The sequence below is a fragment of the Nocardia sp. CDC160 genome (assembly GCF_035818795.1).
Classification (GTDB): domain Bacteria; phylum Actinomycetota; class Actinomycetes; order Mycobacteriales; family Mycobacteriaceae; genus Nocardia.
The window spans coordinates 248244-263389 of record NZ_JAYKYT010000003.1 but is presented as its reverse complement, the minus strand read 5'-3'; the positions used below and the strand labels follow the sequence as shown (position 1 = coordinate 263389).

At 68.1% G+C, this 15146-nt stretch carries 14 protein-coding genes; 12 read left to right on the top strand and 2 right to left on the bottom strand.

Features of this window, described 5'->3' with window-relative positions:
* From VMT40_RS15820 to VMT40_RS15780, 9 genes are all read left to right on the top strand, one after another.
* Positions 1-825 (top strand): hypothetical protein, encoded by an 825-nt coding sequence (locus VMT40_RS15820; RefSeq protein WP_326358914.1) that lies wholly within the window; start codon positions 1-3, stop codon positions 823-825.
* 76 nt (positions 826-901) lie between these two features.
* Entirely contained in the window at positions 902-2032 is a 1131-nt protein-coding gene (locus VMT40_RS15815; protein ID WP_326358913.1) for a pyridoxal-phosphate-dependent aminotransferase family protein, read from the top strand.
* A gap of 21 nt (positions 2033-2053) precedes the next feature.
* On the top strand, positions 2054-3175 hold the full coding sequence (gene aepY / locus VMT40_RS15810) for a phosphonopyruvate decarboxylase (protein WP_326358912.1): 1122 nt from the start codon (positions 2054-2056) through the stop codon (positions 3173-3175).
* A complete protein-coding gene (locus VMT40_RS15805) occupies positions 3172-4026 on the top strand; it encodes an isocitrate lyase/phosphoenolpyruvate mutase family protein (protein ID WP_326358910.1) in 855 nt (284 codons plus the stop codon). Before aepY ends, VMT40_RS15805 begins: the two co-directional genes overlap by 4 nt.
* A gap of 75 nt (positions 4027-4101) precedes the next feature.
* Entirely contained in the window at positions 4102-4917 is an 816-nt protein-coding gene (locus VMT40_RS15800; RefSeq protein WP_326358909.1) for an SDR family NAD(P)-dependent oxidoreductase, read from the top strand.
* A gap of 15 nt (positions 4918-4932) precedes the next feature.
* Positions 4933-5940: a GAF domain-containing protein gene (locus VMT40_RS15795; RefSeq protein ID WP_326358907.1), complete on the top strand. Its 1008-nt coding sequence runs from the start codon at positions 4933-4935 to the stop codon at positions 5938-5940.
* A gap of 301 nt (positions 5941-6241) precedes the next feature.
* A complete protein-coding gene (locus VMT40_RS15790; RefSeq protein WP_326358906.1) occupies positions 6242-6850 on the top strand; it encodes a ParB/RepB/Spo0J family partition protein in 609 nt (202 codons plus the stop codon).
* A gap of 41 nt (positions 6851-6891) precedes the next feature.
* The gene (locus tag VMT40_RS15785) at positions 6892-7362 is read left to right on the top strand and encodes a hypothetical protein (RefSeq protein ID WP_326358905.1); all 471 of its coding nucleotides are present in this window, start codon (positions 6892-6894) and stop codon (positions 7360-7362) included.
* On the top strand, positions 7359-7850 hold the full coding sequence (locus VMT40_RS15780; RefSeq protein ID WP_326358904.1) for a helix-turn-helix transcriptional regulator: 492 nt from the start codon (positions 7359-7361) through the stop codon (positions 7848-7850). Before VMT40_RS15785 ends, VMT40_RS15780 begins: the two co-directional genes overlap by 4 nt.
* Here the strand turns inward: VMT40_RS15780 and VMT40_RS15775 are convergent.
* Positions 7829-9343: a cytochrome P450 gene (locus VMT40_RS15775; protein WP_326358902.1), complete on the bottom strand. Its 1515-nt coding sequence runs from the start codon at positions 9341-9343 to the stop codon at positions 7829-7831. The two genes, VMT40_RS15780 and VMT40_RS15775, sit on opposite strands and share 22 nt — an antisense overlap.
* A gap of 160 nt (positions 9344-9503) precedes the next feature.
* Between VMT40_RS15775 and VMT40_RS15770 the strand changes: the two genes are divergently transcribed.
* Together VMT40_RS15770 and VMT40_RS15765 are read left to right on the top strand one after the other, a co-directional pair.
* The gene (locus VMT40_RS15770) at positions 9504-10094 is read left to right on the top strand and encodes a TetR/AcrR family transcriptional regulator (protein ID WP_326358900.1); all 591 of its coding nucleotides are present in this window, start codon (positions 9504-9506) and stop codon (positions 10092-10094) included.
* Positions 10095-10186: 92 nt separating this feature from the next.
* Entirely contained in the window at positions 10187-11164 is a 978-nt protein-coding gene (locus tag VMT40_RS15765; RefSeq protein WP_326358899.1) for a zinc-binding dehydrogenase, read from the top strand.
* Positions 11165-11420: 256 nt separating this feature from the next.
* Here the strand turns inward: VMT40_RS15765 and VMT40_RS15760 are convergent, their stop codons facing one another.
* Complete coding sequence (locus tag VMT40_RS15760; protein WP_326358898.1) at positions 11421-11684, bottom strand: GlsB/YeaQ/YmgE family stress response membrane protein; 264 nt, start codon at positions 11682-11684, stop codon at positions 11421-11423.
* 225 nt (positions 11685-11909) lie between these two features.
* Between VMT40_RS15760 and VMT40_RS15755 the strand changes: the two genes are divergently transcribed.
* Entirely contained in the window at positions 11910-15101 is a 3192-nt protein-coding gene (locus VMT40_RS15755; RefSeq protein WP_326358897.1) for a ferritin-like domain-containing protein, read from the top strand.
* The last annotated feature ends 45 nt before the right edge of the window (positions 15102-15146 follow it).

Here is a 15146-nt window from a genome sequence, read left to right as displayed (position 1 = left end):
GTGTCGGCCGGTGTGGTCGGACTCGTGCTGGTCGCCGCCGTCCTGCACGCCGGTTGGAACGCCCTGCTGCACGGCGGCGGCGACCAGTTGCGGATGGCCACGCTGATGAGCATCGCGACCGCGGTGATCGCGCTGCCGTTCGCGCTGCTGCTGCCGCTGCCGGACCGGGCCAGCTGGCCCTATCTGCTGATCAGCGCGGCGGTCCAGGTGCTGTACATCCTGTTCCTGGTCCGGGTCTACCGGGTGGCCGATCTCGGCTCGGTCTATCCCGTAATCCGCGGCAGCGTACCGCTTTTCGTCACCCTGGGCGCGACGATCGCCGTCGGCGAGCAGCTGAGCCCGCCGATGCTGCTCGGCATCGGTCTGGTGTCCTTCGGCACCATGGCCATGTTGGGCGGCAAGGACAATGGCGGATTGAAGGCCATGACGCTCGCCGTGGTCACCGGCGGAATCATCGCGCTGTACACGGTGATCGACGGCGTCGGCGCGCGGCTGGCGGGCAATCCGCACGCCTATACCGCGTGGATCTTCCTCGTCTTCGGTGTGTTGATGCCCGCGGCTTTCGTGGCCCTGCGCGGCATTTCGCCGCTGGGTTACGCGCCGGAGCTGCACACGGCGGTGCTCGCCGGGGTGATCCAGATCCTCACCTACGCGGTGGTGATCTGGGCCTTCACGCTCAGTCCGCTCGGACCGATCTCGGCGCTGCGGCAGACCAGCGTGGTGGCGGCCACGCTGATCGGCTGGCGCTTCCGCGGCGAGTCGCTCTCGGCGCTGCGGCTCGGCGCGTGCGCGGTGATCCTGGCGGGCGCGGCCCTGCTGAGCTGAGCGGACTTCACCAATTCCCTTGTGCCGCGTGAGATATCGAGTCCACGCCCGGAAACGAAAGGTTCGGTGCCCGGATATGTATCACGATGGAGGGGCCGATCGCCCGGTCCTGCTCAATCCCGGTCCGGCGGGTACCTCGGAGCGTGTCCAGAACGCACTGCTGCGCGGCGACCTCTGCCACCGGGAACCGGAATTCGACGAGCTGCTGCAGCGGCTCCGGGCGGCACTGCCGCGAGCCCTGGAATTCCCCGAGACGTACGAGTCGATCCTGGTCACCGGTTCCGGGACGGCGGCCATGGAAATGGCCGTCACCGGCTCGGTGCGCTCCGGACGGGAGATCGTGGTGCTGAGCAATGGCGTCTACGGCGAGCGGCTGCTCGCCATCGCGCGGGCGCACGGCATCACCGCCCACGAGGTGGCACCCGAGGGCGACCAACTGGAACGGTGGACCACCCCGATCGACCCCGCGCGCGTCGATCGGGCGCTCGCCGCGCATCCGCAGGCGGACGCGGTGGTCTGCGTCCACCACGAGACCACCACCGGTCTGATCAACCCGGTCCGCGAAATCGGCGAGGTCGTCGCCCAGCACGGGGCGCTGTTCGTGGTCGACGCGATCAGCAGCACCGGAAACGAGGAGCTGAACCTCGCCGACGCCGGCATCGACATCCTGTGCGGCACAGCCAACAAGGGCCTGCACGGGCTGCCCGGCATCTCCTTCCTGCTCTGCGGTCCGGCCGGACTGGATCGAATCGCCGAGGTGCCCGCCCGCGGGTTCTACAACCACGCGGCAACGCATTTGGCGGGCCAGCGCCGGGGCGAGGTGCCGTTCACCCCGGCGGTGCAGGTCTGCTACGCCCTCGGCGAGGCGCTGGCGGAGTACACCGAGCGCGGCGGCCGCCGCACCCGCGTCGCCCTGTATCGGGACCGGGCCGCCCTGGTGCGGGCCGGCTTCGCCCGCCTCGATCTGAAGATCCTGGTGGATCCACCGCATCGGGCGAATTCCGTGTCGACTCTGCGACTTCCGGAGCGCGTCACCTATCCGCGACTGCATGACGAACTCGCCAAGCGCGGCTACATCATCTACGCGGGCCAGGGCGGACTGGCCGCCGGACATTTCCGAATCTGCACCTTCGGGGAGATCCCTTGGCACCGTCTCGAGGCCCTGGAGTCCGCGCTCGGGGACGCGCTCCACGCCGCCCGCGACTGACACACGAAAAGAACTACAGCCATGATCTCTGCGGCGGAATTCTGCGCCGAACTCGACCGACGTGGTTTCACCGTGGCCAGCGGTGTGCCCTGCTCCTACTTCGGCGGACCGATCGCGCTGCTCGGCGGCCGCCCGGGCCGCTACCTCCCGGCCCCCAATGAGGGTGCGGCCCTGGCCATTGCGGCGGGCGCGGCCCTGGCCGGTGGACGTCCCTACCTGATGCTGCAGAACTCGGGACTGGGCAATCTGATCAACCCGCTGACCTCGTTGACGATGACCTACCGAATCCCGGTGCTGGCCTTCGTCAGTCTGCGCGGTTGGCCCGATCCGGCCCACGACGAACCGCAGCACGAGGTGATGGGCACCGCCACGCACGCGCTGTTGGACACCCTGCGAATTCACCACGGCACCATGCGATCCGACGCCGATCCGACCGAATTCCGCGCCCTGCTGGATGCCGCGCACACCGAGCTGGCGGCCGGAAGGCCCGCGTTCATCCTGGTGGAGAAGGGCGCGGTCGGCTCCGTGCCGGTGCCCCCGGCGCTGGGTCGCGAGGCCCTGAACAGCGCCGAGGTGATGCGCCTGGCCGCGCGTGCCGCGGGCGAGACCGGCCTGATCGTGGCCAGCACCGGTTACACCGCGCGCGAATTGTTCGCGGTCGCGGACCGTCCGGGCAACTTCTACATGCAGGGCTCGATGGGCCACGCCCTGGCAATCGGCCTCGGCCTCGCACACACCGACCCCGGCCGACCGATCATCGTGATCGACGGCGACGGCTCCGCGCTCATGCACCTGGGCACCTTCTCGGTGGTCGGACATCACGCCCCGGCCAACCTGATTCACCTGGTGCTCGACAACGGCATGCACGAGTCGACCGGCGGCCAGCCCTCCACCTCCGGCACCACCGACTTCGCCGCGGTCGCGACCGCCGTCGGCTACCGCACCGCGGTGAACTGCCACACCGCGGGCGATCTGGAGCTCTTTCTGCGCATGGCACCGAGCTCGCCGGGCCCGCATCTGGCCGCGATACCCACCGGCCGACGGGCCGGACAGGCCCCGCCCCGGGCCACCAGCAGCGCCGCGCCGCACATCCTGGCGGCGCGCTTCGCGAACACCGCCCAGCGAAAGGGACTCGAATCATGACCCGCACCACGCTGCGCGACAGGTTGCGCGCCGGAGATCGCCTGCGCCTCATCGGTGCTCACGACGGTCTGTCCGCGTTGCTCGCCGAGCGATTCGGTTTCGACGGGACGTGGGCCAGCGGCCTGGGCATCTCGGCCGTGCACGGCCTGCCCGACGAAGGTCTGCTCACCATGACCGAATTCCATGCCGCCGCCGTACACATGCGGCAGGTCAGCTCATTGCCGATCGTCGCCGACGTGGATTCGGGCTTCGGCGATGACCCGGTGGTGCGTCGAATGGTCCGGCTCTACGAGGAGGCCGGGATCGACGCGGTCTGCATCGAGGACAAGCGATTCCCCAAGCGCAACAGCTTCCAGGACGGCAACCAGCTCGAGGACCGCGAGGTGGCCGTGCGCCGAATCGAAACCGCCAAACGCGCCCAGCGCGGCGAGGATTTCATGGTGATCGCGCGCCAGGAATCCATGATCGCCGGAGCCGGACTGGACGACGCGATCGCCCGCGCCCACCGCTACCGCGACGCCGGAGCCGACGCGCTGCTGATCCACAGCCGCCGCAAGGATGTCGGCGAGGTGGCCGCCTACTGCGCCCGCGTGCGCGCCGAGGGCATCGGGCTGCCGCTGGTCTGCATTCCCACCACCTACCACACCACCACCGCCGAACAGCTGTGGTCCCACGGGATCAGCGCTGCGGTCTACGCCAACCAGCTGGTTCGCGCCTCGACCCGGGCCATGGAAATGGTCCTGGAGTCGCTGGCCGCCGCCGACTCCACCACGGACGTGGAGGCGCGAATCGCCTCCCTCCGCGACCTTTTCGAGCTAGTCGGAATGAATCAACCCGCCATCACCCACTGAGCGCCACTCGGCGATTGGGTGGGGTTTGGTGGCTTGCGGTCGCGAGAATGTAAGGGGGGTAGGCAGACTCGGGGCATGGATCTTGGTTTTTATGCGGGACAGGTTGTTGTGGTTACCGGGGCGGGGGCCGGGATCGGGAGGGAGATGGCGGTGCGGTTGGGGCGGGCCGGGGCGAAGACGGTGCTGGTGGATATCCAGGAGGAGAAGCTCGGCGAGGTGGCGGCCGAGATTCGAAACGCGGGCGGGCAGGCCTTGGCGATGGTGGCGGACGCCGCGGAGCAGGAACGAATGAATGAGGTTGCGGGGGAGACGCTTCGGGAGTTCGGAGGCGCGGACGTGTTGATCAACAATGCGGGGCGGCTCTTCTACGGCGGTGTGGCCGAGTCCGAGATGGCCGACTTCGACGCGGTGATGCGGGCGAATTTCGGTGCGGCCGTGGCGAGTACGAAGGCCTTCCTGCCCCATATCGTGAAGTCCGAGCGGGGACGGATCGCGAATCTATCCTCGGCGTACGGACTGATCGGACTGGGCGGGGCCGCGCCGTACACGGCGGCCAAGTTCGCGGTCAGAGGGTTCACCGAATCGCTGCGATCCGAGTTGCGCGACCGTCCGAATGTGGCTGTGAGCTGCGTTTATCCGGGCGGTGTCAAGACCGGGATCGCCTGGTCGGCCTTGGCGGCCGCGGGTGTGGACGCCCAACGCGCGGCGGAGCGGTTCGATCGGCAGGTGGCGCGGACCCAGCCGGGTAGGGCGGCCGAGGTCATCTTGAACGGTGTTGCGCAGGGCCGTGCTCGTGTTCTCATAGGTGCCGACGCGATCCTCGCCGACACCGTCGCCCGGGTGGCGGGTGGCCGGTACGAGGGGCTGATTCGGCTTGTGATCAGGGGATGATGAGGGGAAGGCGGAATGGCCGGTACGCGATGGCTTTTGATCGAAACGTTCGGGGGCGGCGAGCCCTCGGTGATCGGACTGGGCAGTGCGCCACGGAAATTCGTGCCGCTCGGCCAGATGTTCCGGCAGCGTGAGACATTGGCGACGCTGAAGAGCGCGATCGCGGCCACCCAGGCCGCGCTCGCCCCGGTGGAGATGATGAGCGAGGACGGCCGCCGCCGCACGCTCACCCATCCGCTGCTCATCACCCCGGAGCGCATGCATGCCGTCCTGGTGTGGTCCGGTTCCCCGGAGGAGACGGTGCCGCCACGAGATCCCGTCGGCGCGTGGTACTTCAACCTCTCCACGTCGAAGTCGACCCGGTCCGACGACCTCCTGGACCTCTACGGCGTCGCCCCGGAGAACCGCGCGCGCGAGCACGCCATCGCGGGTGTGTTCACGCGCGTCATCACCAATAGCGACGAGTCCGACGCACTCGCCAAGATCGTCCGCTCGGCCCCGGGCACCGAACATCAGGCGGTGTGGACCGTCCGGCGCGACGATGGCGCGCTGCGCGCCGCGCACTTCTCCTGCCGACTGCTCGAAGAGCCCAGTCCCACAGGCGGTTCGGAGACCTTCTTCCGCGGCGTCACCCACGACATCGGTGACGCGACCAATGTCAGCGCCGCCCCGCCGCCGGTGATCCTCGAGCACCGCGTGCTCGACGCGGCCGCGGAGGAGGGCGAGTTCCGCGCCATCATGGACCTGCGCACCCTGCGCCTGCTGCGCTGGATGGGGCCGCCCATGCCGCAGATCGCCTGGCAGTCGCTCGCGGGTGAGCCGGAGCCGGAGATCCACCCGGAGGACCTGGATACCGCGAAGGCGATGAGCCGCAACCTCGCCCACCAGCGCACGAGCGGCACCCTGCGGCTGCGCACCCTGGACGGCGGCTGGAAACCGGTGCACGCCCGCGCCGTGCTCATGGCCCTCGATCAGCACACGACGGCGGCCCTGGTCACCATTCGCGAGCCCGACCGGGATTAGCCGCCGCCAGCAAACAAACCGCCGGTAAGGTTTGTTGTCTTTCTAACACCCGCGGCACCCCCGCGCGCCGTCCGCCGCAGGTCACGTCGATCATGCTCGAAATACCAGGTAGACCAATGAATTTGCTCGATTGCCGACGAAATTCACCACTGACTAAAATCCCGCCCACACGCACCCGCTAGCGGGAATCTCGTCGGTCCTCCCCGTGAGGCCGCCTGGCGCGTCGATGGTAGGCCCTGGTCCGGAAACGCTGTGGCGTTCACCGGAATTCGGGCTGCTCGACGGACGGAGGGCGGCTGTCATGTTCGAACCAACTCGGTGGACGACGCGGGGGATCGGCGCGTTCGACAGGCTGCGGGAACGGTTCGTGTACTGGCTGCTACGCCCGGGCGAGGTCACCACGCCACCGGAACTGGCCGACGCCGAACTCGTGCGAATCCCGCTCTACCGCTTGCGCATCGACAATCCGGTCCGCATCTCGGGCGAGAACGCCCGCTACATCGACGCCCTGGCCGAGGTCGCCGCGGCCCTGCCGCCCGTCGTCGTGCACCGCCCCTCCATGACCGTCATCGACGGCGCGCATCGGGTACGCGCCGCCCAGTCCGCGGGCGGCCAGTGGATCGACGCCCTGTACTTCGACGGCGATGACGCCCAAGCCTTTCTGCTCGCCGTCCGCCTCAATACCGGCCCCGGGCTGCCCCTGTCGGCCGCCGAGCGCAAGGCCGCCGCCGCGCGGGCCCTGTCCTACTTCCCCGACTGGTCGAATCGGATGCTCGCCGAGGAGATCGGCCTGTCCGAGCGCACCGTCGCGAGCATTCGGAAACGATCGGCCGCCAAGCCCCTCCGCATCCGCACCGAGCATCGCTCGCTCCCCGCCCGGACGGCCGACGACGATTTCGTCCCCGCGTGACACACTGAAGCACCAATCGATCGTGGTGCAAGGTGTCTGGAGTGGCTGGGTTGTCGGGGGTTGAGCGAGTCGAATTCCGCATGGGGGAGGGCGAGCGCTCCGGGCAGGTGTTCGAGCGCTGGGAAGCCGGGCTGAGCGAAGCGTATGTGCCGCTCGCGGTTTCGCCGAAGGCCGCCCCGGAATTCCGCGGTTGGATCGCGCTCGGGAAGTATCAGGACGTCGAACTGTCCACCCTCGGCGCGACCCGACAGCGGGTGGACCGCACCAAAACCCTCATCGCCCGCACCGACATCGAAATGCTCCACACCAGCATTCAGATCTCGGGCCACGGCCGCCTGTATCAGGACGACCGGGTCGCCGAGGTCGGTCCCGGCGAGATGGTGTTCTATGACAGCACCCGTCCCTATCACTGGGAGTTCGACGGTGAATGGGAGATGGCCGCCGTCCAGGTGACCCTGGGCCGCCTGCGCGACCGCGCGGGAATCACGACATACCCACAGCCACGACCGTGACTCGCACCAGCCCGGCGGGCCTGGTCTCGAGCTTCCTGCTGGATCTGGCGACCCTGCAGAACACCGCGCCGGAACAGGCCGCGACCCTGGCGAATTCGGCGGTGGACCTGCTGGTCTCCGCGATCGCACTGACCGCCGGACGCTCGATTCCGGGTGCGACCGCCGAGGCCCTGACCATGCGGCGCGTGGTGGAGTTCCTGCGCCGCCACTGCGCGGACCCGAACCTCACCGTCGACGGCATCGCCGCGGGGTGCGGTGTCTCGCGCCGCACCCTGTACCGCGTGCTCGAACAATTCGAGGACGGACCCGCGACCTTGCTGCGACGCATGCGGATCGAACGCGCATGCCAATTGCTCACCGCGCGACCGGATCTGCCGATCACCGCCGTCGCTCACGCCTCCGGTTTCGCCACCGAGCGACAGTTCTACCGCGCCTTCCGCCTCGAAAGGGGCACGACCCCGGCCGCCTACCGGTCGACCGGAGCCTGATCGCGCGGCACGGCCCGCATGAGCAGCGGCTTGTCCGGTGCCCCGATGAACGAAAGCTGCGGGCGGATGGGCTCATTCGTGGCGAGCCGCAGATCCACCTGCTGAGCGATGGTGGCAATGGACAGCACCACCTCCATGGTCGCGAAGTTCTGCGCGATACAGATGCGCTTGCCCGCCCCGAACGCCAGCGACGCCTCTCGATGCGGCCGCGTCATGTTCTCCGGCAGGTACCGCGTCGGATCGAATTCCCTTGCGCGATCCCATACTCGGGGATTGCCGTGCACCCCGTGCATGCTGATCATGAGCGTGGTCCCGGGCTTGATCCGGTATCCGGCCAGCACGTCCTCCGCCACCGCCACCTTGCTGAGCGCCATGATCGGCGGATGCAGCCGCATGGTCTCGAGGAAGATGGCCTTGGTCCACACCAGCTTGTCCACATCGGCGGCGGTGGGCGTGCGCCCGGACAGCACGGTGTCCAGCTCCTCGTAGAGCCGCGCCCGCACCTCGGGATGCTCGTCGAGCAACTTCCACACCCAGGTCAGCGCGGTGGCCGAGGTCTCCATCCCCGCGCCGATGAAAGTCATGAGTTCGTCGCGGATTTCGAGATCGGTGTAGCTGTGCCCGGTCTCGGGATCGGTGGCCGCCATGAGCAGCCCGAGCAGATTGTCCTTGCGGGTGATGCGCCCTTCCCGGTGGTCGGAAATGATTCCGGCCACAGCCTTCTCGATGCCACGCAGCTCATACATGATGTGCGGGGCCATCATCCAGGAACCGACCCGCATGACATGGACGGGAAGCCGTGAGCCCGCCCGCCGTTCGGGCTTCTCGGTGCGGCGCACCAACCAGGTGGACAGGGCGCGCAGCGGCCGACTCACATTGGTGGCCACGCCCACGCCGAACAACTTCAGCAGTCGCTCGAGCTTGAACTTCGAGATCGGCCCGTCCACATCGGTCCCGAACATGGTGCGCGCCACGATGTCCAGCATGAGCCGCGTCATCTCCACGCCCACGTCGACCGGCTCGCCCGCGGCCCGCAGCCGCCGCACCGTCTCCTGCGCGGCCTCCACCATGGGCACATCGAACTGGTCGATGGCACTGCGCGCGAAGATCGGCTGCACCAGCCGCTTGTTGCGGTGGTAGAGCCGGTCGTCGCGCTGGGTCACCAGCCCCTGACCGAAAACCACCGCGAGCATGTCGAACTCGGCCCCGCGCACGTACTTCTGATGCTCGGTCACCAGAATCTGCCGCACGAGTTCCGGGCTGCGCACGATCACGAACTTGGCCATCGGCAGCCGGGCGACGAGCACATCGTCCTGCCCGGGCAGATCCGCCGCCAGATACTGCATGATGGTGCGCTCGCGCACCCGTTTGGGCAGTCCCAGCGCCAGCCGCCAGGACTCCCTCCAGGTGACCGGCGTGTTGTGCCACCGCATGGGTGCGGGCTGCCACCGCGGCGGGTGGAGTTCGGTGCTTCCTGTGGCCGACGCTGTCATGGACCATCCCGTGCTGTCGAAAGTCGTTCACCCCGAAGGACTTACGCTCGGATGCTACTGAACAGTAGGAGTTCGCGCAGCCGAGTGGACGTCACGACGTCATGGTTGCGTCACATTTTCCCGATTGATTCTTGAGGGATCGTTCAAGTAAGTTGAACCCATGGCCCGCAACCGTGAATTCGAACCCGACGACGTGGTGGAAGCCGCCATGCGCCGGTTCTGGGAGCGCGGTTACCGGGCCACCTCGGTGGAGGAGCTGGTCAAGGCGACCGGGGTCAAGCCCGGCAGCCTGTACAGCGCCTTCCCCGGCGGCAAGCACGCGCTGTTCCTGGCGTCGCTGCGCCGGTATTCGGATCTGATCGTGCCGCAGAAGCTCGGCGAGCTCGATGATCCGAACGCCTCGGTGGCGCAGGTGCGCGGTTATTTCGACGGACTGGTCGCCGATCTGCTCTCGCCCGAGGGCCGAATGGGCTGCCTGCTGGTGAACACCGCCATCGAGAACGCCGCCACCGATGACGCGGCCGCGGCGGTGGTGCGGGGGCATCTGCGGCGGTTGGAGGACCGCATGCGGGATGCTCTGCAGAACGCGCTGCGTCGCAAGGAAATCCGCGAGACGACCGATCCCGTCGCGGCCGCCAAAGGGTTGGTGGCCACCTCGCAGGGATTGATGGTGGTCGGCAAGGCGAATCCGGACGAGCAGGTATTGCGGGCGATCGTCGACAATGCCTTCGCCGGATTGACGCCTCCCTAGCCGCGACGAAAACCGTTGCGGGGCCGTCCGGTATGGACGGCCTTTCTTTCTCCCCAATAGTTGAACACTCACTCAAGAATGAGAGCTCTGTCATGAAGGCGATCATCATCTCCCGCTACGGTGCGCCCGATGTGCTCACCACCGCCGAACTACCCGATCCCATCCCGGCCGAGGGTGAAATCCTGCTGAGAGTCAAGGCTTTCGGCCTCAATCACGCCGAGACCTATATGCGCTCGGGTCAATGGGGTGAGGTCGCCCAGGTCACGGGGATCGAGGCCGCGGGCGTCGTGGCCGACGATCCCTCCGGGAGGCTCGCACCCGGAACTCCGGTCGTGGCGATCATGGGCGGCATGGGCCGCACCCGCAACGGTGCGTACGCCGAACTGGTCACCGTGCCCGCGCCCAATGTCGTGCCGGTCGAAACCGGTTTGGACTGGACCGATCTCGCCGCCATACCCGAGGTCTACGCGACCGCGTGGACGACCCTGAACGACAACCTCGCCGTCCAGCCCGGCCAGACCGTCCTGGTGCGCGGTGCGACATCGGCGCTGGGCCAGGCCGCGGTGAACATCGCCGCAGACCTCGGCGCGACGGTGCTCGCCACCACACGGTCGCAGCGGAATGTGGCTCTCCTCGAAAAGATCGGCGCGACCGAGGTTCTCATCGATGACGGCAGGCTCGCGGATCAGCTCCACGCGCGCGGGCGAGCCGTCGATGCCCTGCTCGACCTGGTCGGCAATTCCGTCCTCCGCGATTCCCTCGCGACCGTCCGCCCGCGCGGCCGCGTCTGTCAGGCCGGATTCCTCGGCGGCCTGGCCCCGGTCGCCGACTTCAATCCGATTGCCGATCTACCCAGCGGCGTTCAGCTCTCCTTCTTCGGCAGCTTCACCCTCGGTACCCCGGACTACCCGCTCTCGTCCATCCCCTTCGCCGACCTCATCGCCAAGGCCGAGGCGGGCGTCTTCCACGCGAAACCGGTGCGCACCTTCGCTTTCGACGAGATCGTGCGGGCCCACGAGGTGATGGAGTCGGGGACCGCGGGCGGCAAGATGACCGTCGCGGTCGGATAGGTCGTCGGCGGACCGCTGAGCGCCGTCGCTTGCGCAATCGCTCGGCAATCGGTTAGGTTCTACGTATCTACTAAGTAGATCCGTAGAAAGCTCGGGCCGTGGACCACGCGCGGCCGAGGGCGCCGTGGGACCGGCGTCGTGGCGGCGGGTTTGTGCGACCCCTCATCTCGTACGAGACCGCCGACACACCAGGGGCGGGGCCGCAGGTCAGCGGCCCCGCCCCGTTGTGGTGGGTTCGGTGGGTGCGTTCAGGCGCTCAGACGCGGGCTCTGATCCACTTGTAGATGACGAGCACGATGATCGCGCCGACGATGGCGCCGAGGATGGCGTGCTTGACCGGGGGATGGACGTCGAAGTGGTGGGGTGCGAAGACCAGGCTGCCCAGGGTGCCACCGACGTAGCCGCCGATAATGCCGAGGACCGCGGTCCAGATGATGCCGAAGTCTTCCTTGCCGGGAACCAGGAGGCGGGCGATCGCGCCCGCGATGAGGCCGATGATGATCATCGTGATGATGCCCATGGCATGCTCCTTGCGTTGAGATACCGCTTGTCGAAGGTAGCAGTGCTGCGGTCGCCGGTGAGCGTGTCGCAGTGTACGTGTCGCAATACAGCGGATACCGCTTTCTCCGGCAGTGAAACGCCCGCCGACGCTCCGGTTTCGGGTTCATGATGGATTTCGGACGACTTCCCGACGGCAGCGTGGCCGCGAAGTCCTGCACCTCGGCCCCTTCGAAAGGCGCAGCGCATGACCCAGAATGCGCCCGAAACCCCGAATCTCAGCGGCCAGGGTGATCTGGCCCGCACCATTGCCGCCCGCGGCGGATTGGCCGCCCCCGAGCAGCCGTTCGTCATCGAACACCGCGAGGCGCTCATCTACATGCTCTGCCAGGCCGCCGAACTCGAGCACGGCATCATGTGCCAGTACCTGTTCGCGGCGTTCTCGCTCAAGACCTCGGCCGACGAGGGATTGAGCGCGGACGAGCTGGAAAAGGTCACGCGCTGGCGAAAACTGGTGTCGCACGTGGCGACCCAGGAGATGTTGCACCTGTCGCTGGTGCACAATCTGCTCTCCGCCATCGGCGCGGCCCCGCATATGGCCCGCCCCAATCTGCCGCTGCCCGCCGCGCACTATCCGGCGGGGGTGCAGCTGGCACTGCTACCGTTCGGCGAACAGGCGCTGCGGCACTTCATGTTCCTGGAACGCCCCGAGGGCATGGACCTCGACGATGCCGAGGGCATCGAGAATGTCGGCCGCGCGGCGGCGCACATGGAAAAGGGCGAGATCGTGCCCCGGCTCCAGGATTTCGCGACCGTCGGGCATCTGTACCGCTCCATCGAGAACGGCATCGTGCATCTGGCGGAGAAGTACGGCGAGCCGTGGCTGTTCGTCGGTCCCCGCCGCGCCCAGGCAACCCAAAAGCATTTCCGCTGGCCCGAATTGGTGGCGGTCACCGATGTGGCCTCCGCCAAACGCGCCATCGACACCATTCTCGAGCAGGGCGAGGGCGCGCGCGGCGACTGGCGGAATGCCCACTTCGGTCAGTTCGTCAAGATCCTCGACGAGTACGAACAGGCCCGGCGCGACAATCCGAACTTCGATCCGGTGCGGCCGGTGCTGGCGGCGAATGTCCGTGCCCCGGAACGGGAATTCCCGGTCCCGCTGATCAGCGATCCGGACACCGCCCGCGTCACCGACCTGTTCAATGTCGGCTACGAGATCCTGCTGCAGATCTTCGAACGCTTCTTCGCCCACACCGAGGAAACCGACGCGCAGCTGCAAACCCTCGCCGACGCGACGGTCTCGCTCATGTTCGGCGTGATCCGACCCCTGGGCGAACTGATCACGACCCTGCCCGCCGGTCCCGACCATCCGGGCCGCACCGTGGGACCCAGCTTCGAATTGTTCTACGAGACAGACTATTTGATGCCGCACCGGGAAGCGGCGTGGACGCTGCTGACCGAACGCCTCGGCGAGGCCGTGGCCCTGACCGAGGCCATCCGCGCCGACCTGCCCGCGACGGTGGGGCAGCAACTGGCCCCGATCAGCAAGTCCTTCGGCGATATCCAGGCCACCCTGGCCGCCCACTTCCCGAGCTGGAATGCCCACGCCCGCCCCGAAATCCTCGGCATCGACCCCGCCGTCCAGGTCGCGGCCCGCCAGCGCGCCGACGAATTCGCGGCCCGGGTGGCCGGAATCGACAGCGACGGCGAACTCGCCGAGCTGTTCCACGCGGCGTACGACCTCACCGCGCGCCCGGCTCCGGCCGCCGTGGTTCCCCGGCTGGCCGACAGCGTGCTGCGGCCGCTGTCGGAGGCGCTGGTGCGGCGCGGGCTCGGTGCACCCGGGGCAGTGGCCGGACCCGATGGCGGTGCGGCCCCGACATCTTTGGCCGCAGCCGATGTCGACAGCGGCAAATCGGCACTGCCCGAGGAGGATTGGAATCTTCCCGATCGGCTGTGGGCACTCGCGGTCGCGGCCACACAACTGCGCGGGAGTGCCGATTCGCCCGAACTCGCCGAGGCCACCGCCGCGCTGCAGGATCTCGCGTGCGAGGTCCGTCCGGCGGGTGAAAGACGCAGGCTACGCGAGGAATTCGGGCATCTGCAGGCCGAGCTGCCGCGCTCCATCCGGGCGGCGAAGAACGGCCCGTACCTGGTCACGAATGCCGCTGTCATCGATCACCTCGGCCTGCCCGTCGAGGTCGGGCCCACCGTCGCGCTGTGCCGGTGCGGTGCTTCGGCGCTCAAACCGCTGTGCGACGGCAGTCATGCCCGCATCGGTTTCAATGACGCGAAGGATCCGGCGCGCGTCGCCGATCGGCGTGACACCTATGTGGGCGAGCAGATCACGATCTTCGACAATCGCGGTATCTGCCAGCATTCCGGGCTGTGCACCGATCGGCTGTCCACCGTATTCCGCACCAACGCGGAGCCTTTCGTCGCGCCCAATGGCGGCCGCATGGACGAGATCGTGCGCGCGGTCCGGGCCTGCCCCTCCGGTGCGCTGGGCATGGCCTTCGACGGCATCGAGGCCCGCGACCTCACCGACTGGAGCGGCACCCGCGCACCGGTCGTCGAGGTGACCAAGGACGGTCCCTACCGCATTCGCGGCTCGATCCCGCTCGCGGCGGCCGACGGCACCGACATCGACCGCGCGGCGGGTGCGTCCCTCGAGCACTACGCGCTCTGCCGCTGCGGCCAGTCCCAGAACAAGCCGTTCTGTAGCGGAATGCACTGGTACGTGGGCTTCCAGGATCCGGTACCCGCACCGGGACAGGAACCGACGCTGTTCGAATGGTCCGGCGGCTACCCGGCATTGCGCCGCATGACGGCACTGCTCTACGACAAGCTGATCCCCGACGATGAGCTGCTGGCACCGGTTTTCGCCGATGCCGACGCCGATCGCGCCGACCGCGAGGCCGAGTGGATCGCCGTCGCCTTCGGCGCACCCCGAAACCCCGACGCGCCCCGCACGCGCCCGATCCTGAGCGAAGCACAGCGCGAACGCTGGACCCAGCTACTCCTCCGCGCCGCCCGCGACTCCGGCCTCCCACCCGACACCGAATTCCGCTCCGCCTTCGCCGCTTTCGCCGAATGGGCCGCCTCCGCCGAAGGACCCGCCCCGGACTGGGATTGGGGACCGCTCGGCACCCCGTCCCCCCAACCCGCCGAACCGACCACCGAGCCGACACCCGTCGTCCTACCCGCCCCCGACGAGACCGTCAGCTTCGCCGCCCACATCAAACCCCTGTTCCGAGAAAAGGATCAACGCTCCATGGGCTTCGTCTTCGACCTCTGGTCCCTCGACGACGTCACCAAACACGCCCCCGAGATCCTCGATCGGCTGGCCGCGGGCACGATGCCCTGCGATGGCCCCTGGCCTCCCGAACGCATCGACGTCTTCCGCAGATGGGCCGAATCCGGCATGACCCCTTGATGATCGTGGACTGATCCGACAACGGCCCACCGGGATTCCGGTGGG

What these genes read in the sequence shown, in the direction of transcription:
- VMT40_RS15765 (WP_326358899.1), top strand. Translation starts at nt 10,187, where the DNA reads ATGAAGGCGATCATCATCTCCCGCTACGGTGCGCCCGATGTGCTCACC.
- VMT40_RS15795 (WP_326358907.1), top strand. Translation starts at nt 4,933, where the DNA reads ATGGCCGGTACGCGATGGCTTTTGATCGAAACGTTCGGGGGCGGCGAG.
- VMT40_RS15770 (WP_326358900.1), top strand. Translation starts at nt 9,504, where the DNA reads ATGGCCCGCAACCGTGAATTCGAACCCGACGACGTGGTGGAAGCCGCC.
- VMT40_RS15790 (WP_326358906.1), top strand. Translation starts at nt 6,242, where the DNA reads ATGTTCGAACCAACTCGGTGGACGACGCGGGGGATCGGCGCGTTCGAC.
- VMT40_RS15815 (WP_326358913.1), top strand. Translation starts at nt 902, where the DNA reads ATGTATCACGATGGAGGGGCCGATCGCCCGGTCCTGCTCAATCCCGGT.
- VMT40_RS15755 (WP_326358897.1), top strand. Translation starts at nt 11,910, where the DNA reads ATGACCCAGAATGCGCCCGAAACCCCGAATCTCAGCGGCCAGGGTGAT.
- VMT40_RS15805 (WP_326358910.1), top strand. Translation starts at nt 3,172, where the DNA reads ATGACCCGCACCACGCTGCGCGACAGGTTGCGCGCCGGAGATCGCCTG.
- aepY (WP_326358912.1), top strand. Translation starts at nt 2,054, where the DNA reads ATGATCTCTGCGGCGGAATTCTGCGCCGAACTCGACCGACGTGGTTTC.
- VMT40_RS15775 (WP_326358902.1), bottom strand. Translation starts at nt 9,343, where the DNA reads ATGACAGCGTCGGCCACAGGAAGCACCGAACTCCACCCGCCGCGGTGG.
- VMT40_RS15760 (WP_326358898.1), bottom strand. Translation starts at nt 11,684, where the DNA reads ATGGGCATCATCACGATGATCATCATCGGCCTCATCGCGGGCGCGATC.
- VMT40_RS15800 (WP_326358909.1), top strand. Translation starts at nt 4,102, where the DNA reads ATGGATCTTGGTTTTTATGCGGGACAGGTTGTTGTGGTTACCGGGGCG.